The 25710-nt window shown below is 69.8% G+C and carries 23 protein-coding genes; 16 read left to right on the top strand and 7 right to left on the bottom strand.

Going from position 1 to position 25710, the window contains the following annotated elements:
- The first annotated feature begins 1 nt into the window (after position 1).
- A complete protein-coding gene (locus tag AC1DJH_RS11490; protein WP_478185763.1) occupies positions 2–1813 on the top strand; it encodes a feruloyl-CoA synthase in 1812 nt (603 codons plus the stop codon).
- A 13-nt stretch (positions 1814–1826) separates the two neighbouring features.
- Here AC1DJH_RS11490 and AC1DJH_RS11485 read toward each other — a convergent pair whose 3' ends face one another.
- Positions 1827–2741 (bottom strand): LysR family transcriptional regulator, encoded by a 915-nt coding sequence (locus AC1DJH_RS11485; RefSeq protein ID WP_435486558.1) that lies wholly within the window; start codon positions 2739–2741, stop codon positions 1827–1829.
- A 113-nt stretch (positions 2742–2854) separates the two neighbouring features.
- On the opposite strand from AC1DJH_RS11485, the gene AC1DJH_RS11480 reads away from it, so the two are divergent.
- The 4 genes from AC1DJH_RS11480 to AC1DJH_RS11465 all read left to right on the top strand — a co-directional run bounded on the left by AC1DJH_RS11480 (position 2855) and on the right by AC1DJH_RS11465 (position 6862).
- Positions 2855–4222: an MFS transporter gene (locus AC1DJH_RS11480; RefSeq protein WP_478185762.1), complete on the top strand. Its 1368-nt coding sequence runs from the start codon at positions 2855–2857 to the stop codon at positions 4220–4222.
- A gap of 15 nt (positions 4223–4237) precedes the next feature.
- A complete protein-coding gene (locus AC1DJH_RS11475) occupies positions 4238–4747 on the top strand; it encodes a GAF domain-containing protein (RefSeq protein WP_435486560.1) in 510 nt (169 codons plus the stop codon).
- Positions 4744–5991 carry a metal-dependent hydrolase family protein gene (locus AC1DJH_RS11470; RefSeq protein WP_478185761.1) on the top strand — a complete coding sequence of 416 codons (1248 nt, stop codon included), beginning with the start codon at positions 4744–4746 and terminating at the stop codon, positions 5989–5991. The genes AC1DJH_RS11475 and AC1DJH_RS11470 overlap by 4 nt, the downstream gene beginning before the upstream one ends.
- 73 nt (positions 5992–6064) lie before the next feature.
- Positions 6065–6862: a crotonase/enoyl-CoA hydratase family protein gene (locus AC1DJH_RS11465; RefSeq protein ID WP_478185760.1), complete on the top strand. Its 798-nt coding sequence runs from the start codon at positions 6065–6067 to the stop codon at positions 6860–6862.
- Here the strand turns inward: AC1DJH_RS11465 and AC1DJH_RS11460 are convergent.
- Positions 6852–8240 carry an aminotransferase-like domain-containing protein gene (locus tag AC1DJH_RS11460; protein WP_435486563.1) on the bottom strand — a complete coding sequence of 463 codons (1389 nt, stop codon included), beginning with the start codon at positions 8238–8240 and terminating at the stop codon, positions 6852–6854. The genes AC1DJH_RS11465 and AC1DJH_RS11460 overlap by 11 nt on opposite strands.
- A 95-nt stretch (positions 8241–8335) precedes the next feature.
- Here AC1DJH_RS11460 and AC1DJH_RS11455 point away from each other — a divergent pair, with 95 nt between their 5' ends.
- The 3 genes from AC1DJH_RS11455 (at position 8336) to AC1DJH_RS11445 (ending at position 11598) form a co-directional block, all read left to right on the top strand.
- A complete protein-coding gene (locus AC1DJH_RS11455) occupies positions 8336–9664 on the top strand; it encodes a hydroxymethylglutaryl-CoA reductase, degradative (protein WP_478185841.1) in 1329 nt (442 codons plus the stop codon).
- Positions 9665–9760: 96 nt separating this feature from the next.
- Positions 9761–10213, top strand: a complete 453-nt coding sequence (locus AC1DJH_RS11450) for a hypothetical protein (RefSeq protein WP_472113365.1) — start codon at positions 9761–9763, stop codon at positions 10211–10213.
- Entirely contained in the window at positions 10210–11598 is a 1389-nt protein-coding gene (locus AC1DJH_RS11445; RefSeq protein WP_478185759.1) for a tripartite tricarboxylate transporter permease, read from the top strand. The genes AC1DJH_RS11450 and AC1DJH_RS11445 overlap by 4 nt, the downstream gene beginning before the upstream one ends.
- Here AC1DJH_RS11445 and AC1DJH_RS11440 read toward each other — a convergent pair.
- Positions 11595–12938, bottom strand: a complete 1344-nt coding sequence (locus AC1DJH_RS11440) for an AsmA family protein (RefSeq protein WP_478185758.1) — start codon at positions 12936–12938, stop codon at positions 11595–11597. The two genes, AC1DJH_RS11445 and AC1DJH_RS11440, sit on opposite strands and share 4 nt — an antisense overlap.
- Before the next feature lie 93 nt (positions 12939–13031).
- Here AC1DJH_RS11440 and AC1DJH_RS11435 point away from each other — a divergent pair, with 93 nt between their 5' ends.
- The 5 genes from AC1DJH_RS11435 to minE all read left to right on the top strand — a co-directional run bounded on the left by AC1DJH_RS11435 (position 13032) and on the right by minE (position 16974).
- Entirely contained in the window at positions 13032–13454 is a 423-nt protein-coding gene (locus AC1DJH_RS11435) for a hotdog fold thioesterase (RefSeq protein WP_472113356.1), read from the top strand.
- Between the two features lie 167 nt (positions 13455–13621).
- Complete coding sequence (locus AC1DJH_RS11430; RefSeq protein ID WP_435486567.1) at positions 13622–14905, top strand: solute carrier family 23 protein; 1284 nt, start codon at positions 13622–13624, stop codon at positions 14903–14905.
- A 130-nt stretch (positions 14906–15035) separates the two neighbouring features.
- Positions 15036–15806 carry a septum site-determining protein MinC gene (minC, locus tag AC1DJH_RS11425; protein WP_478185757.1) on the top strand — a complete coding sequence of 257 codons (771 nt, stop codon included), beginning with the start codon at positions 15036–15038 and terminating at the stop codon, positions 15804–15806.
- A 64-nt stretch (positions 15807–15870) separates the two neighbouring features.
- The gene (gene minD / locus AC1DJH_RS11420) at positions 15871–16686 is read left to right on the top strand and encodes a septum site-determining protein MinD (protein ID WP_435439872.1); all 816 of its coding nucleotides are present in this window, start codon (positions 15871–15873) and stop codon (positions 16684–16686) included.
- Positions 16687–16689: 3 nt separating this feature from the next.
- Complete coding sequence (gene minE / locus AC1DJH_RS11415) at positions 16690–16974, top strand: cell division topological specificity factor MinE (protein ID WP_472113350.1); 285 nt, start codon at positions 16690–16692, stop codon at positions 16972–16974.
- Here minE and AC1DJH_RS11410 read toward each other — a convergent pair.
- On the bottom strand, positions 16952–18601 hold the full coding sequence (locus AC1DJH_RS11410) for a rhodanese-like domain-containing protein (RefSeq protein WP_478185756.1): 1650 nt from the start codon (positions 18599–18601) through the stop codon (positions 16952–16954). The genes minE and AC1DJH_RS11410 overlap by 23 nt on opposite strands.
- A gap of 43 nt (positions 18602–18644) precedes the next feature.
- Positions 18645–19625, bottom strand: a complete 981-nt coding sequence (locus tag AC1DJH_RS11405) for a Bug family tripartite tricarboxylate transporter substrate binding protein (protein WP_478185755.1) — start codon at positions 19623–19625, stop codon at positions 18645–18647.
- Between the two features lie 134 nt (positions 19626–19759).
- Between AC1DJH_RS11405 and AC1DJH_RS11400 the strand changes: the two genes are divergently transcribed.
- Entirely contained in the window at positions 19760–20695 is a 936-nt protein-coding gene (locus AC1DJH_RS11400) for a fatty acid desaturase (protein WP_478185754.1), read from the top strand.
- On the opposite strand, the gene AC1DJH_RS11395 is transcribed toward AC1DJH_RS11400, so the two are convergent.
- Positions 20670–23594, bottom strand: a complete 2925-nt coding sequence (locus tag AC1DJH_RS11395; protein WP_478185753.1) for an SEL1-like repeat protein — start codon at positions 23592–23594, stop codon at positions 20670–20672. The two genes, AC1DJH_RS11400 and AC1DJH_RS11395, sit on opposite strands and share 26 nt — an antisense overlap.
- A 250-nt stretch (positions 23595–23844) precedes the next feature.
- Between AC1DJH_RS11395 and AC1DJH_RS11390 the strand changes: the two genes are divergently transcribed.
- Both AC1DJH_RS11390 and AC1DJH_RS11385 read left to right on the top strand, forming a co-directional pair.
- Positions 23845–24789, top strand: a complete 945-nt coding sequence (locus tag AC1DJH_RS11390) for a CysB family HTH-type transcriptional regulator (protein WP_478185752.1) — start codon at positions 23845–23847, stop codon at positions 24787–24789.
- 127 nt (positions 24790–24916) lie between these two features.
- Positions 24917–25180: a hypothetical protein gene (locus AC1DJH_RS11385; protein ID WP_435439868.1), complete on the top strand. Its 264-nt coding sequence runs from the start codon at positions 24917–24919 to the stop codon at positions 25178–25180.
- Positions 25181–25257: 77 nt separating this feature from the next.
- Here the strand turns inward: AC1DJH_RS11385 and AC1DJH_RS11380 are convergent, their stop codons facing one another.
- Positions 25258–25692, bottom strand: coding sequence for an RcnB family protein (locus tag AC1DJH_RS11380; protein ID WP_478185751.1), 435 nt, complete (start codon positions 25690–25692; stop codon positions 25258–25260).
- Positions 25693–25710: the final 18 nt, after the last annotated feature.

Here is a 25710-nt window from a genome sequence, read left to right as displayed (position 1 = left end):
CATGACCGACTTCCTTCTGGACGAAAGCCTGATCGCCCCGCCCCGCACGGTGCGCATCGACTTCGACGACGGCTCCTTCGCGCTGCGCTCGCCGATGGCGCTGAAGCCCTATGCGCGCTGCATCGGCGAATGGATCGAGCGCTGGGCGCGTGACACGCCCGATGCCTTGGCGTTTGCCGAGCGCGACGACACCGGCGAGGGCTGGCGCAAGCTCGACTACCGCGCGCTGCGCGAAGCGGTAGGCGCGGTGGCGCAGGCGCTGCTCGACATGGACCTGCCACCGGGCCGGCCGGTCGTGATCCTCTCGGACAACGCGATCGACCACGCGGTGCTGATGCTCGCGGCCATGCACGTCGGTCGCACCGCGTGCTCGCTCTCGAGCGCCTACTCGCGCATGGCCAAGGACCCGTCGCGGCTGCACGGCATGCTGCAGGCGCTGAAGCCGGGGTTGATCTACGCCTCCGACGCCAAGGTCTACGGCGGCTCGCTCGCGGGCTGCGGCGTGGAAGCGGTGACGGTGTTCAGCCGCAACGCCGACGCGCATCCGGGTGCGACGGCGTTCGACCGGCTGCTGGCGGCCAGGGAAACGCCCGCGGTGATGCAAGCCTTCGGGCACGTGTTGCCCGACACCCACGCCAAGTACCTGCTGACCTCCGGCTCCACCGGCAAGCCCAAGGTGGTGATCAACACGCACCGCATGCTGTGCGCCAACCAGCAGATGATGGCGCAGACCTGGCGCTTTCTCACTCAGGAGAAGCCGGTGCTGGTCGACTGGCTGCCCTGGAGCCACACCTTCGGCGCCAACCACAACCTGCACATGGTGCTGTGCCACGGCGGCGCGCTCTACATCGACGAAGGCCGGCCCGCGCCGGGCCTGATCGAGAAGACCGTGCGCAACCTGCGCGAGGTGAAGCCCACGCTGCTGTTCAACGTGCCGCGCGGCTTCGACATGCTGCTGCCCTTCCTGGAAGCCGACGACGCGCTGGCCACCGAGGTGTTCTCGCGCCTGCGGCTGGCCTTCTATGCGGCGGCGGCGCTCGCGCCCTCCACCTGGCAACGGCTCGAGGCGGTGGCGCAGCGCGTGCGACCCGCGCGCCCGCTGTGGCTCACCACCTCGTGGGGCGCCACCGAGACCTCGCCCGCCATCACCTCCGCGCACTGGAAGCTCGACGGCGCCGGCTGCATCGGCGCGCCGCTGCCCGGGCTGGAGCTGAAGTTCGTGCCCAACGGCGAGAAGCTGGAAATGCGCGTCAAGGGCGTCTCGGTGTTCCCGGGCTACCGCGACGCCCCGCGCGAAACCGCCGAGGCCTTCGACGAAGAGGGCTACTACCGCATCGGCGACGCCGGCTTCCTGGCGAACCCGGGCGAGCCCGCGCACGGCGTGATCTTCAATGGCCGCGTGGCGGAAGACTTCAAGCTCTCCAGCGGCACCTGGGTGTCGGTGGGCACGCTGCGCGTGAAGCTGGTGTCGCTGCTGGCGCCGCATGTGCAGGACGTGGTGCTCACCGGCCACGACCGCGACGAAATCGGCATGCTGGTGTTTCCCAGCCCGCAGGCGGCGTCGCTGTCGCCCGAGGCGCTGGGCGAGCGCATCGCCGGCGTGCTGCGCGCCTTGCGCGACGAAGGCGCGGGCTCCTCGCAGTGCCCCACCTGCGCGCTGGTGCTGGCGGAGCCGCCGAACCTCGATGCGGGCGAGATCACCGACAAGGGCTACATCAACCAGCGCGCGGTGCTCAACCGGCGCGCGGCCGAGGTGGCGCGGCTGCATGCCGCCGCGCGCGACGACCTGCAGGTGGTGCGCCTGCGCGGCTGAGCCTGACGGCGCATCACCGCTGCTCGAACAGGTCCAGCAGCGTGTTCTTCAGCCACTGGTGCAAGGCAGACGTCTCGTGCCGCTGGTGCCAGAACAGCTCGATGATGCGCGGCGGCGCCTCCAGCGGCACGGGCACCTTGCGCAGGCCTGCCAGGCGCGGCGGCTCGAAACGCGCGGACCACGGCAGCACCGCGATCAGGTCGGAGCGGCGCACCACCTCGTAGGCGGCGCCGTAGTGGTTCACGGTCGACACCAGGTTGCGCTGCAGGCCGCGGCTGCGCAGGAACAGGTCGTAGGTGGGCGAGGTCTTGCCGACCAGGCTCACGTCGACATGACGCGCCGCGAGAAATTTCTTCAGCGGAATCTTCTCCAGGCGCGCCAGCGGATGCCCGGTGCGCATGAAGCACACGAAGTCGGGCGACCACAGCGCGCGCGACTTTAAAAACGCCGGCCGCTGCACCTCCTCGTTGTAGACGCTGATCGCGAAGTCGGCCTTGTTGTCGGCCAGCACCTTGCCGAAATCGACCAGCGTGTTGGGAATGGCATGGATCTGCATCGACGGCGCGACCTTGCTGAGCGTGCTGGCCAGCCGGGGCACCACGATGCTCGACACGTAGTCGGACATGGCGATGCTCAGGCTGGCGGTGCTGCGCAGGGCGTCGAAGCGCTCGACGTCCAGCGTGCCGCGAATGGCGTGCAGCGACTGCGACAGCGGCTCCCACAGGTCGATGGCGCGCCGCGTCGGGTTGACGCCCGCGCCGCTGCGCACGAACAGCGGATCGTCGAAGGTCTCGCGCAGCCGGCGCAGCGCATTGCTGACCGTCGGCTGGGTCAGCGACAGCTTGCGCGCGGCGCGCGTGACGTTGCCCTCGGTCATGAGGGCCTCGAACACCTTCAGCAGGTTGAGGTCAGCGGTGCGGTAGGTCATTCACGGGCTCTATAAACACAATCACACGTATAAATTTGCCGTTATATCCCTCCGATCCTACGATTTGGCGCTTCTGCATCGTTTCGTCGTATCACCCGAGCTGAGGGATTCCCATGACCATGCTGTCGGCCCGCATCGAGCGCCTGCCCTTCTCCGGCTTCCACCGCCGGCTGCTTCTGATGGGAGGACTGGGCTACACCTTCGATGCGATGGACGCGGCCGTCATCGCCTTCGTGCTGCCGGTGCTGCGCACGGCCTGGGGCCTGAGCAGCGTGCAGATCGGCGTGCTGGCCAGCGCGAACTTCATCGGCTTCTTCTTCGGCGCGCTGGCCGCCGGCTCCTTCGGCGACCTGATCGGGCGGCGCAAGGTGATGATGTCGGCGCTGGCGATCTACTGCGTGGCGTCGCTGTTCAGCGGCATGGTCAACGAGTGGACGATCTTCCTCGGGCTGCGCATCGTGGCCGGTTTCGGCGCCGGCGCCGAGAGCGCGATCATCGCGCCCTACCTGTCGGAGTTCGTGGCGCGCCGCTACCGGGGCACCTTCACGGGCGCGCTGGCCGGCTTCTTCTCTTTCGGTTTCGTGGCCGCGGCCTTGCTGGGCTACTTCATCGTGCCGGCGTTCGCCGAGGGCTGGCGCATCGTCATCTTCATCACGGCCACGCCCGTGGTGCTGCTGCTGTGGTGGCGCCGGGCGCTGCCGGAGTCGCCGCGCTGGCTCGAAAGCCAGGGCCGCCTGGCCGAGGCGCAATCGATCATGGATGCAATGGAGTCCGACCACGTGCGCCGAGGCCATGCGCTGCCCGCGCTCAACGCCGACGACGTGGCCGCGCCCCCGCCCAGCACCAGCCGGGGCAGCCTGCTGAAGAACTACGCCACGCTGCTGTCGCACAAGCTCATCCGCATCAGCACCATGACCTGGCTGATGTGGCTGTCGATCACCTTCAGCTACTACTCGTTCTTCACGTGGATCCCGAGCCTGCTGATCCAGAACGGCATGACGATCACCAAGAGCTTCGGCTATTCGCTGGTGATGTACATCGCGCAGATTCCGGGCTACTTCTCGGCCGCGTGGTTCAACGAACGCATCGGCCGCCAGGCCACCATCGTGAGCTACATGCTGCTCGGCGGGCTGTCGGCCCTGGGCCTGGCCTTCACCCACAGCGACGCGCAGATCATGGTGGCCGGCGTGCTGCTGTCCTTCTTCATGAACGGCACCTATGCGGGCGTGTACGCCTACACGCCCGAGGTGTTCCCGACCCAGGTGCGCGCCACCGGCTCCGGCCTGGCGTCGGCCATCGGGCGCATCGGCGGCATCACCTCGCCCATCCTGGTCGGCCTGATCTACCCGACGCTGGGCTTCGCCGGCGTGTTCGGCATGACGACCGGGGTGCTGCTGCTGGGCGCGACGGCCGTCACGTTCATGGGCATCCCCACACGCGGCCGCTCGCTCGAGGACATTGCCGCGGCCGAACTTTCCTGAACACATCCGACATTCATGCAACCCACTTCCTTCGACACCTCACTCTCGGCCGTGGCACGCGCCCATGCCGATACGCAACAGCCGCAGGCCACCTTCGACGCGATCAATGCGGCGCTGGCGGCCACCATCGGCCACCGGCTGTTCACCGTGCTGGTGCATCACCCTGCGCAGCGCGAGTCCGAGCGCATCTACACCAACATGCGCGAGGCCTACCCGGTGGGCGGGCGCAAGCCGGTCACCGATTCGCCATGGATGCAGCAGGTGATGCAGCGCGGCTTGCCCTACATCGGGCGCAATGCCGACGACCTGCGCGAGGTGTTCTACGACCACGCGCTCATCGACTCGCTGGGCTGCCGCAGCGTGCTGAACATTCCGCTGCGCTGGCAAGGCGAAACGCTGGGCACGCTCAACCTGCTGCATGAAGAAAACTGGTACGGCACGCAGCACATCGAACCCGCGCGCGTGTTCGCGCAACTGGCGGTGCCGGCCGTGATGGCGCTGCAAGCCAAGGAGGCCGTGGCATGACGAACACCGTACTTTTCAAGAACGCCCACCTGCTCGATCCGCAGCACCACGAGCTGCTGGAAGGCCGCGACATCCTGGTCGAAGAAGGCGTGGTGCGCGAAGTTTCCGACACGCCGCTGCACAGCAAGACCGCACGCGTGATCGACGTGAAGGGCAAGACGGTGATGCCCGGCCTCATCGACCTGCACGTGCACGTGATCGCGGTGGAGCTCAACCTCGCGCGGCAGGTGCACATGCCCAACGTGCTGATCACGCTGCGCAGCGTGCCCATGCTGCGCGGCATGCTGCGCCGCGGCTTCACCACGGTGCGCGATGCGGGCGGCGCGGGGTTCGCGTTCAAGCAGGCGGTCGATTCAGGCCTCGCGCAGGGGCCGCGCCTGTTCGTCGCCGGCCGTGCGCTGAGCCAGACCGGCGGGCACGGCGACATGCGCGCGCGCACCGACTTCCTCGACCCCAACGCGCCCTGCCCGACCTGCGTGCGGGTGGGCGCGCTGGCACGCGTGGTCGACGGTGTGGACGCGGTGCGCCGGGCCGTGCGCGAAGAGCTGCAGATGGGCGCGGACCAGATCAAGATCATGGCCTCCGGCGGCGTGGCGTCGCCCACCGATCCGGTCGGTGCCTTCGGCTACAGCGAGGACGAGATCCGCGCCATCGTCGAAGAAGCCCGGGCGCGCGGCACCTACGTGATGGCCCACGCCTACACCGCCGAAGCCATCGCGCGGGCCGTGCGCTGCGGCGTGCGCACCATCGAGCACGGCAACCTGGTGGACGCGCCCACGGCCGCGCTGATGGCACAGCTGGGCGCCTACGTGGTGCCCACGCTGGTCACCTACGACGCGCTGGCCAACGAGGGCGAGAGCTTCGGCCTGCCCAAGGACAGCGTGGCCAAGGTGGCCGACGTGCGCGAGGCCGGCCTGCGCTCGTTGGAAATCTACAAGGCGGCGGGCGTGAAGATGGGCTTCGGCTCCGACCTGCTGGGCGAATCGCAGCGGCTGCAGAGCGACGAGTTCCGCCTGCGCGCCGAGGTGCTGTCGCCGGCCGAGGCCATCGCCAGCGCCACCACCATCGGGGCCGAGGTGCTGGGCATGCCCGACCGCCTGGGGCGCCTGGTGCCCGGCGCGCTGGCCGACATCCTGGTGGTCGACGGCAATCCGCTGCGCGACGTCGCCTGCCTGCTGGGACAGGGCGAACGCATTCCGCTGGTGATGAAGGAAGGGGTGATCCAGTTCGACGAACTGGCGTGATGCATCGGCCCCCGCATTTCCCACGATGACGCTGAGAGGTGCCTCAAGTAGGCTGGCCGCGAAAGGAACGCGCATGGCCTCCCACTACCTGAGCTACGACACCGAAGACACCGTCTGCACGATCACGCTGAACCGCCCGGACAAGCGCAACGCGGTGCACGGCCCCATGGCCGCCGAGCTGCGCGAGGCCTTCGAGCGCTTCGAGGCCGACGACGCACTGCGCGTGGCGGTGCTCACCGGCGCAGGCGGCCACTTCTGCGCCGGCGCCGACCTGGCCGCGGTGGGCGACCCCGCGCAACGCAACGCGCTCGACCCCGAAGGCGGCGGCAGCGGGCCGATGGGGCCGACGCGCATGGCGCTGTCCAAGCCGCTGATTGCGGCCATCAACGGCTATGCGGTGGCCGGCGGGCTCGAGCTCGCCCTGCTCGCCGACCTGCGCGTGGCCGACGACGACGCGGTGCTGGGCGTGTTCTGCCGCCGCTGGGGCGTGCCGCTGATCGACGGCGGCACGGTGCGGCTGCCGCGCATCGTGGGCATGGCGCGCGCGCTCGACATGATCCTCACGGGCCGCCCGGTCGGCGCGGCCGAAGCGCTGGCGATGGGCCTGGTCAACCGCACCACGCCGAGCGGTGGTGCACTGGCCGCCGCGCAGCAACTGGCGCGCGAGATCGCGGCGTTTCCGCAGCAATGCATGCGGGCCGATCGCGCGTCGGCCTATGCGCAGTGGGACATGCCGCTGGCCGAGGCCCTGCGCAGCGAAGGTGCGCACGGCGTGCCGATCGTCTTTGCCGAAGGCGAACGCGGTGCCGCGCGCTTTGCGGGCGGCGCCGGGCGCCACGGCGATTTCGGCGATTCCGGCGTCAATCGCTGACACGCCGGCGCAGCGCGGTGCGCAGCGCCTTCGCAAAGCGCGGGTCGGCCATGGCCCCCACGTTGAAGCGCGACCAGCGCGACACCTGCGTGGAGTCGACGCTGAAGATGCGGCCCGGCGCCATCACGATCTTGCGCGGCAGCAGTTCCTTGGCGAAGGCCAGCGAATCGGCCACGCCGGGCAGCGCGGCCCACACGTAGAGCGAGTGCGGCGTGCGCGCGAACACCTCCGCATCGACCGACTCGAACAGCTTGATCGCGTTGCGCGTGGCCTCGCCCAGGCGCGTCTGCAGGCGGTTCAGGTGCCGCTGGTAGTGGCCCTCGCTCAGGATGACGTCGACCGTGCGTTCGCAATACTCCGAGCTGCTCACGTGGATCAGCGCCTTCAGGTCCGCGAGGTCGCTCGCCAGGTCGGCGCCGCAGGCGATGAAGCCCACGCGCAAGGCGGCCGAGAACGACTTGGAAAAACTGCCGATGTAGATGGTGCGCTCCAGCTGGTCGAGCGCGGACAGGCGCGGCAATGACGTGGGCTTGAAGTCGGCCAGCGGATCGTTTTCCACGATCAGCAGGTCGTGCTTCTGCGCCAGCTGCAGCACGCGGAAGGCCTTGGCCGGCGACATGTCGGAGCCCGTGGGGTTGTGCGCGATCGACTGCGTGAAGAACAGGCGCGGGCGTTCCGCAATGAGCAGCCGCTCCAGCGCCTCCAGGTCGGGCCCGTCGGCCAGGCGCGGCACGGCCAGCATCTGCGCGCCCGCGAGCTTGAGCTTGCCGAACAGCGGGTAGTAGCCCGGGTCGTCCACCAGCACCTTGCCGCCGGGCGGCACGAAGTAGCGGATGACGATGTCCATCGCCTCGTTGGCGCCGTGCGTGAGCACGATCTGCCGGGGCTCCGCCCCGATGCCGAAGTCCGCCAGCTTGCGCACCAGGTGGTCGCGCAGCGGCGCATAGCCGAAGCGGCTGCCGTAGCGGAACAGCGCGCCGAGCCCCGTGCGGACCACCTTGGGGTGGTACTTGTCCAGCCGCACGTCGGCCAGCCATTCGACCGGCGGAAAGCCGTCGCCCACGGCCACGGCGTCGGGCTGCGTCTTGAGCTGCTCGCGCATGAGCCACACGATGTCCATGGCGCGGCCCAGGCTGCCGGCGTCTTCCTCCACCGGCTTGGCGGTCTGCCGCGCGAGCACGAAGTAGCCGGAGCCGCGCCGCGGCTCGACCAGCCCGCGCGACACCAGCAGCTCGAAGGCGGCGACCACGGTGTTCTTCGCATAGCCGTGCAGCTGCGCCAGCTCGCGCAGCGACGGGAGCTTGTCGCCGGCCTTGTAGGCGCCGCTCGCGATCTGGCGTTCGAGGGCGTCGGCGAGCGAATCTGCGATGGTCGTCATGGGTTTCGACTGTGACACAGCGGGCCCGCACGGCGAGCCACTGTCCGCACTGTCCCGCCAAACTGTGCCTTCCGCCAGCGGTACAGCCGGCCTAAATTGCCGTCTCCCGAACTCACCTCCTGAAGAGACACGCAACGATGGTCGCCGACTCCCGCATTCCCAACTTCCGCGCACTCACCCCCGCGCAGCGCTTCGAACACATCGCGCGCGCCGCATCGCTGACCGACGAGGAGGTGGCGCTGCTGGCCGCGCCCGGCGCGCTGGGCGTGGCGCGCGCCAACGGCATGGTCGAGAACGTGATCGGCACCTTCGAGCTGCCGCTGGGCGTGGCCGGCAACTTCCTGGTGAACGGGCGCGAGTACCTGGTGCCGATGGCGGTGGAAGAGCCCTCGGTGGTGGCGGCCGCCTCGTTCATGGCCAAGCTGGCGCGCGAAGGCGGCGGCTTCGAGACCTCGAGCACCGGGCCGCTGATGCGCGCGCAGGTGCAGGTGATCGGCCTGGGCGATCCGTACGGCGCGCGGCTTGCGCTGCTGCGCGCGCGCGAAGAGATCCTGGCCGTGGCGAACAGCCGCGACAAGGTGCTGATCGGCCTGGGCGGCGGCTGCCGCGACATCGAGGTGCATGTGTTCGACAGCACGCCGCGCGGCCCGATGGTGGTGATGCACCTGATCGTGGACGTGCGCGACGCGATGGGCGCGAACACCGTCAACACCATGGCCGAGGCGGTGTCTCCCCTGGTCGAGAAGCTCACGGGCGGCACGGTGCGCCTGCGCATCCTGTCGAACCTGGCGGACCTGAGGCTGGCGCGCGCCCGCGTGCGGCTGGCGCCCGAGGCGCTCGAGACCAAGGAGCGCAGCGGAGCGGAAGTGGTGGAAGGCGTGCTCGATGCGTACACCTTCGCGGCGGTCGACCCCTACCGCGCGGCCACGCACAACAAGGGCATCATGAACGGCGTCGACCCGGTGATCGTCGCCACGGGCAACGACTGGCGCGCGGTGGAAGCCGGCGCGCATGCCTACGCCTGCCGCACCGGCCGCTACACCTCGCTCACCACCTGGGAGAAGGACCGCACGGGCGCGCTGGTCGGCACCATCGAGATGCCGATGCCGGTGGGCCTGGTGGGCGGTGCCACCAAGACGCACCCGCTCGCGCGGCTGGCGCTGAAGATCCTCGGCGTGGCGTCGGCGCAGGAGCTGGGCGAAGTGGCGGTCGCCGTCGGCCTGGCGCAGAACCTGGGCGCCTTGCGCGCGCTCGCCACCGAAGGCATCCAGCGCGGCCACATGGCGCTGCACGCACGCAACATCGCGCTGGTGGCGGGCGCCACGGGCGACGAGATCGACAGCATCGCCAGGCAGATGGCCGCGGAGCACGACGTGCGCACCGACCGCGCGGTGGCGCTGCTCGACGCGCTGCGCAAGAAATAAGCAACGGCGGGAGCGTCCCGCACCACGGACCGCGGCCGATACCGCGGCGGCCGCGCAGGCGCGCCGTCACACAACCAAAGACGGAGACACACGAACATGAACGCAGACAGTGCAACGCCCGCCCGCTGGCGGCTGGTGGAGATATGGGGCGACACCGCCGACCTGGGCCACCTCGCGTGGGCCATCGTCATCGGCGTCGCGGTGAGCCTCACGGGGTACCTCGTGGCCAGCCGCGTGCTCGCAAGCCTGGTGAGCACGCCCGAACTGGCGCGCGCCTACGCCATGCTGGCGGGGCTCGGCGGCTGCGTGGTGTCGGGCGTGATCTGCGCGAAGCTCTTCACGCCCAAGCGCGAGGTGGTGGAAGGCGCCGCGGCCGATCCGCGCTGGCGCGAGGACGTGCTGGCCGAACTGGCCGGCGAACACGGCGACCTGGGCTCGGTGGACGACCTGCCGCCCTCGGTGGTGCGCGAGATGAAGGAGCTCGAGATCTACGAGCTGTTCGCGTCGTACAAGCCCCGCGCCAAGGGTGTCGAAGGAGCCGCAACGTGATCGACGCCGCACTGCTCAACCAGATCCTCGTGGCCACCGGCATGGGGCTCGTCGGCGCCGTGGTGTTCGCCGCCATCGGCCTCGTGTCCGGCACCGACGAGACCACCACGCTCGCACCGCTCACGCTGCTGGTGGTGCTGCTCGGCGTACCGCCCGAGGGCGTGTTCACCTTCTTCCTGGCGGCGGCCGTCGCCAAGCACATGACGCATGCGGTGCCCACCGCGCTGCTGGGCATTCCAGGCGACACCATGGCCACGCCGCTGCTGCAGGACGCCAACGTGCTGCGCAACCTGGGCGTGCCGCACATCGCGCTGCGCAAGATGGTGTCGGGCGCGATCATCGCGGCCTTCCTCGCGGTGCCGCTGGCCGTGCTGTTCGCGGTGCTGCTGGCGCCCTACGGCGCGGCCATCACCAGGGCGGCGCCCTGGATCTTCGTGGTGGCGGCCGTGGCCATTGCCTGGTTCTCCAGCGGGCGCTGGGCCTCCGTGGCCACGCTGGTGCCGTTCGTGATGGTGATCGTGGCGCTGCAGGCGCTCACCGGCAAGTACGGGGTGAAGCTCAGCATCAGCTACTTCCTGGGCATTGCCATCGGGCCGCTGGTGGCCGACCTGTTCTCGGTGATCTCGCCGGCCGCGCGTGCGCGCATGAAGCGCGACACGGTGCGCACCTTCTCGCTGGCGCCCGACGTCAAGGGCTGGTCGGGCTACTTTCCCAACCCGTTCAAGGTGCTCGACCGCACGCAGGTAAAGTGGACCTTTGCCACGGCGGCCGTCTCCAGTGCGACCTTCGTCTTCAGCCCGGTCGCGATGACGGTGGTGCTGGGCGAACTGGTGGGCTCGCGCATCAAGCATGCGTACCACCGGCTCACCACCACGCTGGCCGCGCGCAACGGCGTGACCGAGGCGACCTACATCGCCGAGGCGCTGATTCCGCTGATCGCCATCGGCCTGCCGCTGAGCCCGGTGGCGGCCGGCCCGGCCGCGCCGCTGTTCAATGCGCCGCCGGTCTACACCATCGACGCGGCCACGGGCCAGACGCACAACCTGCACAACCTGCTCAGCCACTGGGAGTTCCTGGGCTACGGCATGCTGGCGGTGGTGCTCGCGGCGCTGGTGGCCTACCCGTTCACCATGAACTTCGCGCGCCGCGCGGCGCTGTTCGTGTCGCGCAAGGTGAGCCACGAGGCGATCATCGCGACCTTCGTCGGGCTGATCGTGGTCATCAGCGTGTGGGAGGGGCAGCTGCTCGGGCTGCTGGTGATCCTGACGATGGGGCTGCTGGGCGGCTTGCTGTCGCGCGCCATCGGGTTCAACACCGGCGTGCAGTTCATGGGCTACTACACGGCGGTGCTGACGGTGCCGGCCGTGATCAAGGCGTTCGGCTAGGGCCTGGCGGAACGGGGCGCGGGCTTCGCCGCGGGCCTGGACGCCGGCTTCTTGTCCCCGCCGAACATCTTCTCCACCTGCTGCCCCACCCGGGCCCCGATGGCCGTGCCCACGCCCGGCAGCACCGCGCTGCCGATGGCCGCGCCGGTGAGCGCGGCGCCGGTCAGCGACAGCTCGGGGTCGCTCATGGTGCCGCCGATCTTCAGCGGCACGCCGACCACGCCGTCGACCAGGTCGACCGCGATCTCGCCGTCGAGCTTGCGGTTGAACATCTTGAGGTTGCCGCTGGCCGTGAGCACGCCCGAGCGGGCCTTCAGGTTGGTGTACTGCATCACCACGCCGTCTTCGGTGCCCTGGGTGTCGAGCGTGCCGGTGAGCTGGTCGAGCGGGGTGCGCCCGCCCCGGCTGATGCCGGCGGTGCTCACGGCCTTGACCACGTCCAGCTTGGTGAGGGTGGCGGGCTGCACCGTGAAGGTGGTGCGGGTGTGCAGGCTGCGCGCCAGCGCGCCCAGGTCCTGCGCCGTGTCTGCCTCGGCCGTCAGCGTGGTCTTGCCGGAAACCTTGCCGGCCAGCGAGGTGCGGCGGTCGAAGGCCTGCACCAGGCTTTCGATGTCGATCTGGCGCGGCTCCAGTTCGGCCGACACGCGCAACTTGCCGCTGGGCAGCGTCTCCAGCCAGGTCACGCCGTTCCACGTGCCGCCGCCTGCGTCGATGCGGGTGCGCCAGCGGTCCTGGCCGGACTCGCGGTCCAGCCGCAGGCGCACGGGCGGCGTCAGGCCCGCGCGCTCGAGGCGGGCCTCGCGCGGGCGCCACTGCGCATCGAAGCTGACCTCGCCGTCGTAGGCCAGCGCGATGTCGCGCCGGTCGATCCAGACCACGTCGCGCCAGCGCACCTGCTCCACCGGAACAGCGGCCAGCGTCCAGGGCGCGGGCAGCGCGATGGCGCCGGCGCCCTCCTGCGGCTTGGGGCCCTTGCCGCGAAATGCCCGCACCGAGGCACGCGGCAGCACCAGGCTCTCGACCTCGATCTCGTCCAGCGCAACGACGCGGTGCAGCAGCGGCGCCAGCTGCACCTGCACGCTGGCGCGCTTCAGGGTGATGGGGCGGGGCTGGTCGGTGGCCACGTCGGTCAGCACCAGCATGGGCGTGGGCAGCAGCGCCCAGTGGGCCGCGCCGACCTTGAGCGCCACGCCGAAGCGCTTTTCGAAGCCCGAGGAAATCATTGCGGCCACCTCGTCGTCGGTGGGCAGCCTGGCGCGCACCACCAGCACCAGCGTGCCTGCCCCCAGCACCAGAACGGCGGCAATGCCGAGGAGCCAACGACGGACGGGGTGCTTCATCGGGCCAAGGTAACACGCAAAGGCGACTGCCCTTGTCAGCCGCCGTCGCTATAGTTTTGCCACTCCCACAGGCAGCAAGCACGAAAGAACCGAATGCGTATCTGGAAAAAAGAAATCTCCGTCGAGGCGCTGACCCGCAACCACGTCGGCACCGCCGTCTCCACGCTGGGCATGGAATTCCTGGAGGTGGGCGACGACTTCATCCGCGCCCGCTGCCCGGTCGACGAGCGCACCCGCCAGCCCTACGGCATCCTGCACGGCGGCGTGTCGGTGGTGCTGGCCGAGACGCTAGGCTCCTGCGGCGCGCACTACTCGGCCCCCGAGGGCGACCGCGCCGTGGGCCTGGACATCAACGCCAACCACATCCGCTCGGTGACCAGCGGCTGGGTCATCGGCACCGCGCGGCCGGTGCACCGCGGGCGCAGCACGCAGGTCTGGCAGATCGACCTGACGAACGAGGCAGGCGAGCTGACCTGCGTGTCGCGCATCACGATGGCGGTGCTGCAGCCGCGCTGAGCGGGCGTCGGCACGCGCCGGCCTGCCAGGGCCGGCACGCCGCTTTCTCCGATGTGCAGGGTGCGTGCCGGATGTTCAGCCCCCGTTTCCTCGCCCACAATCACGCCCCGGGCAAGCCAGGGCGTCCTGGCCACCGGGCACACACAACCAACAAGAGGAGATAAGCAATGTTCAACTGGACAGAACGACCCGCGTCCGCGCTGGCCAACGGCGCGGTCATCGGGCCCGACGAGCGGCTGCCCTGGCTGCAGACCGGCGCCATGGGCGTGCAGCACGTCATCGCCATGTTCGGCGCCACGGTGCTGGCGCCGATCCTGATGGGCTTCAGCCCCAACATCGCCATCCTGATGAGCGGCATCGGCACGCTCATCTTCTACTTCGTGACCGGCGGCAAGGTGCCCAGCTACCTGGGCTCGAGCTTCGCCTTCATCGGCGTGGTGATCGCGGCCAGCGGCTACGCGGGCAAGGGGCCCAACGCCAACATCGCGGTGGCGCTGGGGGGCATCGTGGCCTGCGGGGTGGTCTACATCCTGATCGGCGCGCTGGTGCAGGCCATCGGCACCGGCTGGATCGAGCGCTTCATGCCGCCCGTGGTCACGGGCGCGGTGGTGGCCGTGATCGGGCTCAACCTGGCGAGCGTGCCGATCAAGAACATGGCGGCCAGCAACTTCGATTCGTGGATGCAGGCCGTGACCTTCCTGTGCGTGGGCCTGGTGGCGGTGTTCGCGCGCGGCATGCTGCAGCGCCTGCTGATCCTGATCGGGCTGATTCTGGCCACGGTGGTCTACGCGGTGCTGACCAACGGCCTGGGGCTGGGCAAGCCGGTGGACCTGAGCGGCATCGCCAACGCGGCCTGGTTCGGCCTGCCGACCTTCACCGCGCCGGTGTTCACGGCCAACGCCATGCTGCTGATCGCCCCGGTGGCGATCATCCTGGTGGCGGAAAACCTGGGCCACCTGAAGGCAGTGACGGCCATGACCGGGCGCAACCTGGACGCCTACATGGGCCGCGCCTTCATCGGCGACGGCATCGCCACGGTGGTGAGCGGCGCCGCCGGCGGCACGGGCGTGACCACCTACGCCGAGAACATCGGCGTGATGGCGGCCACGCGCATCTACTCGACGGCGGTGTTCGTGGTGGCGGCCGTGATTGCGCTGGTGCTGGGCTTCAGCCCCAAGTTCGGCGCGCTGATCCAGGCCATTCCGCTGCCGGTGATGGGCGGCGTGAGCATCGTGGTGTTCGGCCTGATCGCCATTGCGGGCGCCAAGATCTGGGTCGACAACAAGGTGGACTTCTCGCAGAACAAGAACCTGATCGTGGCGGCCATCACGCTGATCATCGGCACGGGCGATTTCACGCTGAAGTTCGGCGACTTCGCGCTCGGCGGCATCGGTACCGCCACCTTCGGCGCGATCATTCTCTACGCCCTGCTGGGGCGCTCGAAGAACTGACGCGGCCCACCCCCGGAAAAGTGCAACCTCATGAAAGAAGTGTTGTCCGGGGTGCTCCAGGCGGGGACGGGTCGCCGGGGTTTGGCCCGCGCCCGTTAGACTCCAACGCTTTTCGCACCGACGTTTTCCAATGGCCGATGTCTCCGCCGCGCGCACCAAGGCGGTTTTCGAATTCAAGAGCGCCACGCTGCCGCTGATCGCAGTGATCCTGAAGACGTCCGACCTGGACGTGCTGGCCGAGGCGCTCGACGCACAGCTGGCGGATTCGCCCGATTTCTTCGAGCAGGAGCCGGTGGTCATCGATCTTTCCCTGCTGCAGGACGCACAGGGCGAGGGCCAGGCCGCCGCCGACATCGACTTTGCCGCGCTGCGCAGCCTGCTGGCGCGCCACCAGACCCAGCCCATCGCGGTGCGCGGCGGCAACGCCGGGCAGAACGCCGCGGCACGCGCCGCCGGCCTCTCGGTGGCGGCCATGCCCGCGGCCCCGGCGCCGCGTGCCCCTGCGCCGCCGGCCGAAGCCCCGGTGTCGGAAGCCCCGCAGATCGTGCGCGAGGTGCCGGTGCCGGCCAATGGCACGCTGCTGATCGACAAGCCGCTGCGCTCGGGCCAGCAGATCTACGCCCGCGGCGGCGACGTGGTGGTGACGGCCGTGGTGAGCTTCGGCGCCGAGGTCATCGCCGACGGCAACGTGCACGTGTACGCCCCGTTGCGCGGCAAGGCCATTGCCGGCGCGCGCGGCAACACCGAGGTGCGGATCTTCTCGACCTGCATGGAAGCGCAGCTGGTGGCCATCGCCGGCATCTACCGGACCAACGAAGTGCCGCTGCCCGACAACGTGCTGGGAAAATCGGCCCAGGTGCGCCTGGACGGAAAAAAACTAGCGATCGACCCGATTCCCTGAGCCCCCTCACGGACCGCGGCGACCCTGACAACCAACAACTGAATCGAAACAAGAAGGAATGGCCATGGCCAAAATTGTGGTGGTGACTTCGGGCAAGGGCGGCGTCGGCAAGACGACCACGAGCGCCAGCTTCGCCTCGGGCCTGGCGCTCGCGGGCAAGAAGACGGCCGTGATCGACTTCGACGTGGGCCTGCGCAACCTGGACCTGATCATGGGCTGCGAACGCCGCGTGGTGTACGACCTGATCAACGTCATCCAGGGCGAAGCCAACCTGAGCCAGGCGCTCATCAAGGACAAGCAGTGCGACAACCTGTTCGTGCTGGCCGCCTCGCAGACGCGCGACAAGGAAGCGCTGACGCAAGAGGGCGTGGAGAAGATCCTCGCCGACCTGGCCGCGATGGACTTCGAATACATCATCTGCGACTCGCCCGCCGGCATCGAAACCGGCGCCATGATGGCGATGTACTTCGCCGACGAAGCGCTGGTGGTGACCAACCCCGAGGTGTCCTCGGTGCGCGACTCGGACCGCATCCTGGGCATGCTCAGCAGCAAGACCAAGCGCGCCAAGGACGGCGGCGACCCCATCAAGGAGCACCTGCTCATCACCCGCTACAACCCGAACCGGGTGGCGGGCGGCCAGATGCTGTCGCTGGAAGACATCCAGGACATCCTGCGCATCAAGCTGATCGGCGTGATCCCCGAGTCGGAGAGCGTGCTGCACGCCTCCAACCAGGGCGTGCCGGCCATCCACGACAAGGAAACCGACGTGGCCCAGGCCTACACCGACGTGGTGGCGCGCTTTTTGGGCGAAGACAGGCCGATGCGCTTCGTCGACGCCGAGAAGCCGGGCTTCTTCAAGCGGATTTTCGGAGGCAAGTAGGCCATGTCCTTTCTCTCGTTCCTGCTGGGCGAAAAGAAGAAGACTGCGAGCGTCGCGAAGGAGCGGCTGCAGATCATCCTCGCGCACGAGCGGTCCAGCCTCAGCGGCAAGAAGCGGCCCGACTATCTGCCCGAACTCCAGCGCGAGCTGGTGGCGGTGATTTCCAAGTACGTGTCGATCAACCCCGACGACATCAAGGTGCACCTGGAGACCCAGGACAACCTCGAGGTGCTCGACATCAAGATCGAGCTGCCCGACCCCACGCCTACGCCGGCCGGGGCGCGCTGAGCGCGAAGAGGCGAAAGCGCACGGACGGGTCTTTCACGACCCGTTCTGCCAGTGCGCGTTCCCACGCAAGGTAGCCGGCCCAGGCCGCATCGCGGCGCGGGCCGAACACGCGCATCACCGAGCCCCAGTCGTCGTCGAAGGGGGTCAGCAGCTGGGCCGGCTCGAACGCCGCCTCCAGCGGCCTTCCCGAAGCCTTCCAGCCCTGTGTTCCGCCCTGGAGCCAGGTGAACACCGCCCCTGAACCCTGCCAGCGCCGGTGCGCATCGCGCGCCACGCGGGCGGCCACCGTGCCGTCCGGCGAGGTGAAGACGACGGTGCGGCCGGCCGCGGCATGCGGGGCGAGCGGCGTCAGCGAGGCCGGCAGCAGGTAGAGCGCACCGGGCAGGTGGCCGCGCTCGTAGTCCAGGCTGGGGCCGACGTCGATCACCGTGGCCGCGCCGTCCTCTTGCAGCACGGCCAGGGCCTCGGGCGCAAGCGGCGGCGGGGCGGCGTCGATGGCCGCCGAGGGGTCGGGCGGGGCCTGCCGCGGCGTGAACTCGCCGTCGTACACGTACACCTCGGCCTGGCCGAGCTGCGTGAGCCAGAAGGCCGTGACGGCCGCGCGCAGCCGGTGCGCCGGGTCGTCGAGCAGCACGATGCGCGCGCCGCGCGTGCCCACGAGGTTCTCGAAATGCATCAGCAGCTGGCCGCCGGGCACCTGCCGCAGGCCGGTGTGCGCGAACGCAGGGTCGGCTTCCGGCCGCACGTCGAAGACGTAGAGGGTGCGCGCACCGTCGTCGCGCCACTGGGCCAGCTGCGCGGCATCGGCCACGGGCAAGGCGAAGCTGCGCAGCAGGTCGTCGGCGATGCCGCGCAGCAGCGCCGGGGATTCGGGCGGCAGTTCGTCCTCGGGCGCCGCGTTCTGCACCGTGGGCGCGCCGTGCAGGCCCCAGTCCATGACGCCGTCCTCGACGAACACGGCGTCGCTCGCGCGGCCGAGCAGCCGCAGCGTGGTCGCGCCGACGATGCCGCGCGTGCGGCTGAAGCAGTTGATGGCCCACAGGTGATCGGGCTGGTGGTCGGCCCCGCCCGGCGCGAAGCGGCGCAGCGCCAGCTCGGTGCCCGGGTGGTTGCGCGCGCCGGGCAGCGAGAGAAATTCGAACTCCGCGCGCGGCCGCGCATCGACCAGCGTGGTCGGCCGGCCTTCGCGCAGGCGCGCGCGCAGGGCCTCCACGGGCAGGCCGGGCGTGCCGTAGTGCAGCCGCACCCGGTCGCCGAAGGCCTTGACCAGCGTGCCGTAGCCGTCGATGGCGGGCAGGCCCTCGGCCAGCCAGCGCTGCAGGCCGCCCGCGAGCGTGCGCACGTCGCTGTAGCCCAGCCGGGCGAGCACGGCAGCGGCTTCCTGCGCCACGCCATCGGGCGTGCCGCGGTCGTCGAGCAGCACCACCGGCGTGGAACGGCGCGGCACCAGCGCGCCCACCTGCAGCTCGAGCCCGCTGAAGGGCGCGTTGCGCGCGAGGTTGAGGTGGCGCTGCACGAACCAGCGCGTCTCGCGCACGTCGAGCAATGCGATTTCCGCCGCGGGCTCGGCCAGCAGCAGTGCCCACAGCTCGGCGGGCGCAATGGCGTTTCGGGGTGTGGGGCTCATGCGCTCATTCTCGGGTTCGCGTCTCCTTGCGCTGTGCCGCCGCTCAGTTGGGCTGGATGCCGGCCTGCTTCACCACCGCGGTCCACTTGACCGTCTCGCTGCGGATGAAGCGGCCGAATTCCTCGGGCGAGCTGCCCACGGTGAAGGCGCCGATGTCGTCGTAGCGCTTGCGGAAGTCCGCGCTCTGCACGATGTCGCGCAGTTCGCGCGACAGGCGCTGCACCAGCGGCGCGGGCGTGCCGCTGCGCACGACCACGCCGTACCAGGACGTGACCTCGAAGTCGGGCAGGCCGGCCTCGGCGGTGGTGGGCACGCCGGGCAGCCACGGTGCGCGCGTCTTGTAGGCCACGGCCAGCGGCTTGAGCGTGCCGGCCTTCACGAAGGGAATGGCGGTGACCACCTCGTTGAAGATGAACTGCGTCTGGCCCGCGAGCAGGTCGTTGATGGCGGGCGCGCTGCCCTGGTACGGAATGGCGGTGAAGTCGGCGCCGGTCTGCGTCTTGAGCAACTCGCCCGCGAGGTGCGAGTACGCGCCCACGCTGATGCCGTAGTTGACCTTGCCGGGGTTCTTCTTCGAGTAGTCGATCAGCTCGCGCGGCGTGTTCACCGGCAGCCTGGGGTTGACCAGCAGCACCTGCGGCGTCTGCACCAGCAGCGACACGGGCGTGAAGTCGCGCGCGAGGTCGTAGCTCAGCTGCTTGAAGAGCGCCGGCTGCACCGTGAGGTTGGAGGCGGGCGCGAGCAGCAGCGTGTAGCCGTCGGCCGGCTGGCGCGCCACGTGGTCGAAGCCGATGTTGCCGGCCGCGCCGCTGCGGTTCTCGACCACCACGGGCTGCCTGAGGCGCTGCGCCAGCTGCTCGGCGACCTCGCGGGCGATCTTGTCGGCGATGCCGCCGGCGGGATACGGCACGACCACGCGCAGGGTCCTGCTCGGGTAGTCGTCCACCGTGGCGGCGTGGATCTGCGCATCGGTGGCCAGTGCGGCGAGCAACGCCAGGGCCAGGCGGAGAAGGAAGTTTTTCATGGAAGAGGGATCACAGCGGAGCCGGCGAGCGTAGGCCGCACCCCGCGGCGCGACGAACGAAGTTTCACGTCCATGCTTATGCGAAATGCGCGCATGCAAGCGGTCGCTTGCTACCTAGCATGCAGTCCTTCACCATGACATCGACTGCCACACCCCTCACGGAAAAGCCGTCCGCGCGCCGCCACTGGTGGTGGCACTACGAAGTGCCCACCCTGCTGCTGGCCGGCGCGCTCTACGCCGCATGGGCCGCGCTGCTGTGGTGGCACGCGGCGCTGCCGGGCTGGGCGTTGTTCGTGCTCGGCGGCTTTCTCGCGCAGCTGCATTTCTCGCTGCAGCACGAGAGCATCCATGCAATGCGGCACCTGCCGAAGTCGCTGCGCCATGCGGTGGTGTGGCCGCCGCTCAACCTGTGGCTGCCGTACCCGTTCTACAACCGCGGCCACAGTTCACACCACGTCAACTTCCACCTGACGCACCCGGAGCGCGACAACGAAAGCGCCTACCACTCCGCGCCCGCCTGGGCCGGCTACGGGCCGGTGTGGCGGTGGATCTACATGGCCAACCAGACGATCGCCTTCCGCGTGGTGCTGGGGCCGTTCCTGCGGCTGTGGAAGCTGGTGCGCTTCGAAGCCGGCCAGGTGCTCTCGGGCAACTTCTCGCGCCTGCCGACATGGGGCTGGCATGCGCTGAGCGTGGCGCCGGTGCTGTACTACGTGACGGCCGTCTGCGGCATGGGCCTGGGCGAGTACCTGCTGTACGTCGTGTACCCCGGGATGATGCTGGGCTCGCTGCGCACCTTCACCGAGCACCGCTGGGCCGACACGCCGCACGAGCGCGTGGCCATCGTCGAGTCGAACGTCGTGTTCGGGCTGCTGTACCTGTTCAACAACCTGCACCACGTGCACCACCGCGCGCCGACCATGCCCTGGTACGAGATTCCGGTGTACTTCCGCAGGCACCGCGCGGCGGTGCTGGCGGCGAACGGCAATTTCTACTACCGGGGGTACGGCGAGATCGTGCGGCGGCACCTTTTCCGGCCGGTGTTCACCCCGGTTCATCCGACGTGGTAGCGGGCAGCGCCCGCAGGCGCTGCGCCCATTCGGCCGCCTTGCGCGCGTCGAACAGCGGGCTCTCGCGGTCGCCGTAGAGCACCTGCGCCAGGTCTTCGACACAGGCGCGCTGGCTTTCCAGGTTCTGCTCGCAGTCGTCGAGCGCGGCGCCGGCCAGCAGCCAGCGTTCGGCCTCGACGGCGTCCGGCGGCGCGCCATGCCCGTGAAGGCGCAGCATGCCCAGCTCGTAGCAACCCCAGCCCTGCAGGCGGCTGTCGTCGTCTTCGGCCAGCTTCTGGAACGCGTAGGCCGCCTCGGCGTAGAACACCTTCGCCTGCGCCGCATCGACGGCACCGTCGCCATCCTTCCCGCCCGCTGCCGCGGCCTGCCTGCACAGCGTGACGCCGAGCTGCAGCGTGCCGTCGTGGTCGCCGGCTTCGTCGCTGCGGCGGAAGTAGCCCGCGGCGCGCGCCAGGTCGGGCGCTACCTGCTCGCCGGCCCGCAACGCCAGCCCCAGGTTGAACAGCGCCATGGGGTTGTCGCGTTCGGCGGCCGCCTCGTAGTGCCGCACGCCGGCCTCGGGGTCGCGTTCGCCGCCCTGCCCTTCGAAGAGCATGTAGCCCAGCTGGGCCCGGGTTTCCGCGTCGTCGGCGCCGCCGTGCGCAACGGCGTGGACGAGCCATGCGCGCGCGCCGGCCAGGTCGGCGCCCGTGCCCGCCGCGTCCGTGCGCAGCATCGGCGCGAGCTCGCGCATGGCTTCGGGCAAGCCGCCCGGTGACGCGCTGGCAGGCGCATCGCCGGGCGCACGCACGCCGGCGGCGCGCGCCATCCATTGCAGGGCCTGCGCTGCGTCGGCCGGAACGCCCTCGCCGTCGCGCAGATGACAGGCCAGCTCGTAGGCCGCCCGCAGGTCGCCCGCCGCATGGCGCGCGGCCATGTGCGCGGCGTGGTCCTGCTCGCGGCCGTCGGCATGCAGCCAGACGTACACGTCGCGGTCGTTGCGCGCGGCCTTCACCGGCTCGCCGGCGCTCCAGCGCTTGCGCAGTTCGGAGCGGACCAGCACGGCGTACCAACCCTCGCTGACGGAGACCGGCGACGCGATCCAGGGGTAGGCCTGCGGATGCAGCGTGGAACCGTCGGCGCGCAGCACGCCCACGGCCAGCTGTCCCTTGGCGGTCTTGTCGCTCTTCTCGGCGCGCGGCAGCGGGTCGGCCACCAGCCAGCCGATGTCCTGCGTGCCCCAGGTCAGCGGCTGCACCGTGCGGTGCCTGCAGGGCACCAGCTCGCGGCCGGCGCCGATGTCGTAGATGCCGCGCAGCCACGGCGCGTTCTTCGCCGTGCGGCCGCCCTTGGACGCCACGCGCACCAGGTCGCGCTGCACCATCGCGTGGGCGCGCTCCTCGCCGGTCAGCGGCTCCAGCGATTCGAACAGGCCGTAGTCGAAGGGCACCAGCACCTGGCCCTGCGCGTCGATCAGCCCGCACCGGCCGGCTTCGCGCTGCACGGCGAAGCGCTTCGGCCGGGCCACGGGCGCATGGCCCGGCGCCGCGTCGGCGGCCTGCAGCATCTCGACGGGATATTCCTCGAGCAGCTCCAGCACCTCGTACACCGGCTCGACCGCCACGCGGCCCTGCGCATCGATGAGCCCGGTCTTGCCGCCGCGCGTGGCCTCGAAGGCGTCCCAGTCGTGGTGCCACTCGAGGGTGTCGAAACCCGGCGGCACGGCCCATGCGCCGTCGGTGCGCACCAGGCCCCAGCCGGCGTCAGTGTGCGCGGGTGCGAGGCCGCAGGGCGCGAAGTCTTCGGCCTCGTCGAATTGCGGCGCGACGGCCCACCGGCCCTGTGCATCGACATAGCCCTGGCGCTCGCCCACGCGGGCGCGCGCCATGCCGCCGGCAAAGCTCCAGATCTCGTCGACCGAGGGCGCCATGAGCCAGCTGCCGTCCGGGCGCAGCAGGCCGATGTGGTCGCCCACCAGCACGGTGGCGATGTCGTCCTCGAAGTCCCACGCCTCGCCGAGCTGCGGTTCGAGCAGCACGCGCGGCGCATCGGTGTGCGCAAGCAGCAGGCCGGTGTGCTCGCCGCGCGACACCCACAGCAGGCGCGCGTCGCTCGCGCCGCTGGTGCGGATGTCGTCCCACGCGGGCTCGGCCACGGTGCGCCGCTCGCCGTCTTCCGAGAAACGCACGCCCCACAGGCCGTTGGCCTCGAAGCGCCAGAGCGGGCCGCCCAGGTGGTTGTCCCAGTCGCGGTCTTCTGCGGCTTCCCCGTCTTGCTCGTCGCCTTCATTCGCCATGAAGTCTTCGAAGCGCTCGTCGCGCGGCGGCTCGTAGCCATTGAAGTACGAATGCGACACACCGCCCAGGCCGAACTGCCAGGCCCAGCCCTCCCAGTCCGCGAAGCGCTTGATGCCGAGTTCAGCGTCGAAGCCCGGGTGGTTGCCGCCGTCGATGCAACGCTGCACGCGCGCCCACCGCGCATTGCATTCGTTGCGGCTGCGCTCGATGAAGCCGTTCTGCTGCGCATCGCCGTCCATCCACGACAGCTCGTCCAGGTCGGCGGACAGGCACGCCCGGGTGCCTTCGGGCGCCTCGTCGATCAGCGCGGCCAGGTGCAGCGCCAGCGCCTCGAACTGCAGCGCGACCTGCGGCAGCGTGTGCAGCATCGGATGCTGCCCCACGAAGGCCTGCATGCGCCGGACGCGGCCCAGCGCGGCGTGCGCGTCGCTGGCGAGGTTGCGGGTGCCGGCATCGCCGAAAACGCGCTGGTGGTCGATGGCCGCGCCCGCCGCGCCGTCGGCCAGCAGGATCTGCCAGAGCACGGGAAAGTTGTTGTTGGCCGCGCCGAATTCGGTGGAGGCGGCCTCTTCGTCATCGGCTGCGGTGCGGTGTTCGAGATAGAGCCAGGAGCGATTACCCATGTGCGGTCGGTGCGTGTGTGGTGCCTGGCGAAGGCCAGGGTTGGCGGGCAGTTTAGGGGCGCGGCACGAGGCGCCGAGCGGCCGGCGCACTCAACCCCCACGCCCTCCTCGAATCGGCAGCAAACGCCTTAAAGATGTTTTGTTCATGTGGAACCAACAAACGCATCGTTCCCCGAATAAGCACTTCTGCCGAGAATCGCCCCTCGGCCTCGTCCGGGGCCCTGACTTTCCTGACTCACCTCCGCGGCAGATGAACTTCCAACAACTGCGCTCGGTACGCGAGGCCGTTCGTTGCGGCTTCAACCTGACCGAAGTCGCCCACACCCTTCACACCTCGCAGCCCGGCGTGAGCCGGCAGATCCGCGAACTCGAGGAGGAGCTCGGCATCGAGCTCTTCGTGCGCGCCGGCAAGCGGCTCACCGGGCTCACCGAGCCCGGCGGCCACGTGCTGCCGATCATCGAACGCATGCTCATGGAGAGCAGCAACCTCAAGCACGCGGGCCAGGAGTTCGTGGCGCAGCAAAGCGGCCTGCTCTCGGTGGCGGCCACGCATTCGCAGGCGCGCTACGCCATGCCGGTGGCGGTGCAGGAATTCCGCACCCAGTTCCCGAACGTGAAACTGCACCTGCACCAGGGTTCGCCCAAGCAGATCGCGCAGATGCTGCTCGACGGCGAGGCCGACGTGGGCATCGCCACCGAGGCGCTGGGCGACTACCCGCAGCTGGTCGCCCTGCCCTGCTACCGCTGGACGCATTCGGTGATCGTGCCGCCGGGCCATCCGCTGCTGGACGCGCCGCTCACGCTCGACGCGCTCACGCGCTACCCGCTCATCACCTACGACACCGGCTTCACCGGGCGCTCCCGCATCGACGAGGCCTTCGAGCAGCGCGGGCTGCAGCCCAACATCGTGCTGGCCGCGATGGACGCCGACGTGATCAAGACCTACGTGCAACTGGGCCTGGGCGTGGGCATCGTTGCCGGCGTGGCCTACGAGGCCGAGCGCGACACGCACCTGCGTGCGCTCGACGCGGGGCGCCTGTTCGGCATCAACCTCACCAAGCTGGCGGTGCGCCGGGGCACCTACCTGCGCAAGTATGTCTACGCATTCATCGAGTCGTTCGCGCCGACGCTGACACGTGCCGTCGTGGAAAAGGCGCTGGGCGACGAGGCCAAGGCCTCGCACTACGAAATCTAGAGCCTGTCCAGCGGCAGTTGCAGGGTGTGTACTGCGGACGACAGAAAGGTTAAAAAAGAAGAATGCGGCTTCACACAGGGGGCGTACATTCGGGTTAATTCCCTGGCTTCCTGGAAACGGATCAGCAATGGCATCGACCCCGCAGCAGCAGCAACAGCAAACCAGGGCCGCCCTCAAGGCGGCCGATGCAGCAGAGCGCCGCGAGCGGTTGAGACGGGCCCTGCCCGCCACGGTGGAGCTGCTGCAGAGCCGACAGGCCGACCGCATCGACGACGCCGACATCGACGCGTACGTGGGCCTCAACTGGCTCGAATGGCACGGCGGCGGCTTGCGCCTGACGATCACCGGGCGCAACGTCTGCGCCCAGTCCGCACCCACCGCATTGGTCTGAAAAAAACGCCGCAGGCCTTTCGGCCTGCGGCGTTTGTTTGTTTGTCTGTCGCGTGCGACGGCCGGAACAGCGTCTGTTTACTGGCCTGCGATGATGTTGGCGATCACACCGGTGGCAATGGCCGCGAGGACGAAGTCGCCGCCCACGCCCACCCACTGGTAACCACGGGGCGGCTGCTGCAGGCGGTAAGAGCGCCAGTCCTGCACCACATAGTTGCGGCCACGGTACTCGGGCGGCACGCGGCCACCACGGCGCCATTCGGCGTGCGGCTGCGGGAAGCCGCGGCGATCGAACTGGCGCCCGTCGCGGAAGTCCTGGTTGCCGCGGTAGCCCGGAGGGCCGCCACGGTGGTCGCCATTGGGGCCACGCTGTTCGAAACGGCCATCACGGCCATCGCCGCCGGGACCCGGGCGGCCGTCGAAGCGGCGGTCTTGCGCAAAGGCGCTCCCCGCGGCCATGCACATTGCAAGCGCCGCGGCGGCAACGGCCATGCTCTTTGAATTGCGGATCATCTGGAACTCCTTCATGCG

This window comes from Variovorax sp. 10N412, assembly GCF_056394985.1.
This window is presented reverse-complemented; position numbering and strand designations above follow the sequence as displayed.

Coding starts and splice junctions, on each gene's coding strand:
- AC1DJH_RS11490 (WP_478185763.1), top strand. CDS start 2: ATGACCGACTTCCTTCTGGACGAAAGCCTGATCGCCCCGCCCCGCACG.
- AC1DJH_RS11485 (WP_435486558.1), bottom strand. CDS start 2,741: ATGACCTACCGCACCGCTGACCTCAACCTGCTGAAGGTGTTCGAGGCC.
- AC1DJH_RS11480 (WP_478185762.1), top strand. CDS start 2,855: ATGACCATGCTGTCGGCCCGCATCGAGCGCCTGCCCTTCTCCGGCTTC.
- AC1DJH_RS11475 (WP_435486560.1), top strand. CDS start 4,238: ATGCAACCCACTTCCTTCGACACCTCACTCTCGGCCGTGGCACGCGCC.
- AC1DJH_RS11470 (WP_478185761.1), top strand. CDS start 4,744: ATGACGAACACCGTACTTTTCAAGAACGCCCACCTGCTCGATCCGCAG.
- AC1DJH_RS11465 (WP_478185760.1), top strand. CDS start 6,065: ATGGCCTCCCACTACCTGAGCTACGACACCGAAGACACCGTCTGCACG.
- AC1DJH_RS11460 (WP_435486563.1), bottom strand. CDS start 8,240: ATGACGACCATCGCAGATTCGCTCGCCGACGCCCTCGAACGCCAGATC.
- AC1DJH_RS11450 (WP_472113365.1), top strand. CDS start 9,761: ATGAACGCAGACAGTGCAACGCCCGCCCGCTGGCGGCTGGTGGAGATA.
- AC1DJH_RS11440 (WP_478185758.1), bottom strand. CDS start 12,938: ATGAAGCACCCCGTCCGTCGTTGGCTCCTCGGCATTGCCGCCGTTCTG.
- AC1DJH_RS11435 (WP_472113356.1), top strand. CDS start 13,032: ATGCGTATCTGGAAAAAAGAAATCTCCGTCGAGGCGCTGACCCGCAAC.
- AC1DJH_RS11430 (WP_435486567.1), top strand. CDS start 13,622: ATGTTCAACTGGACAGAACGACCCGCGTCCGCGCTGGCCAACGGCGCG.
- minC (WP_478185757.1), top strand. CDS start 15,036: ATGGCCGATGTCTCCGCCGCGCGCACCAAGGCGGTTTTCGAATTCAAG.
- minD (WP_435439872.1), top strand. CDS start 15,871: ATGGCCAAAATTGTGGTGGTGACTTCGGGCAAGGGCGGCGTCGGCAAG.
- minE (WP_472113350.1), top strand. CDS start 16,690: ATGTCCTTTCTCTCGTTCCTGCTGGGCGAAAAGAAGAAGACTGCGAGC.
- AC1DJH_RS11410 (WP_478185756.1), bottom strand. CDS start 18,601: ATGAGCCCCACACCCCGAAACGCCATTGCGCCCGCCGAGCTGTGGGCA.
- AC1DJH_RS11405 (WP_478185755.1), bottom strand. CDS start 19,625: ATGAAAAACTTCCTTCTCCGCCTGGCCCTGGCGTTGCTCGCCGCACTG.
- AC1DJH_RS11400 (WP_478185754.1), top strand. CDS start 19,760: ATGACATCGACTGCCACACCCCTCACGGAAAAGCCGTCCGCGCGCCGC.
- AC1DJH_RS11395 (WP_478185753.1), bottom strand. CDS start 23,594: ATGGGTAATCGCTCCTGGCTCTATCTCGAACACCGCACCGCAGCCGAT.
- AC1DJH_RS11390 (WP_478185752.1), top strand. CDS start 23,845: ATGAACTTCCAACAACTGCGCTCGGTACGCGAGGCCGTTCGTTGCGGC.
- AC1DJH_RS11385 (WP_435439868.1), top strand. CDS start 24,917: ATGGCATCGACCCCGCAGCAGCAGCAACAGCAAACCAGGGCCGCCCTC.
- AC1DJH_RS11380 (WP_478185751.1), bottom strand. CDS start 25,692: ATGATCCGCAATTCAAAGAGCATGGCCGTTGCCGCCGCGGCGCTTGCA.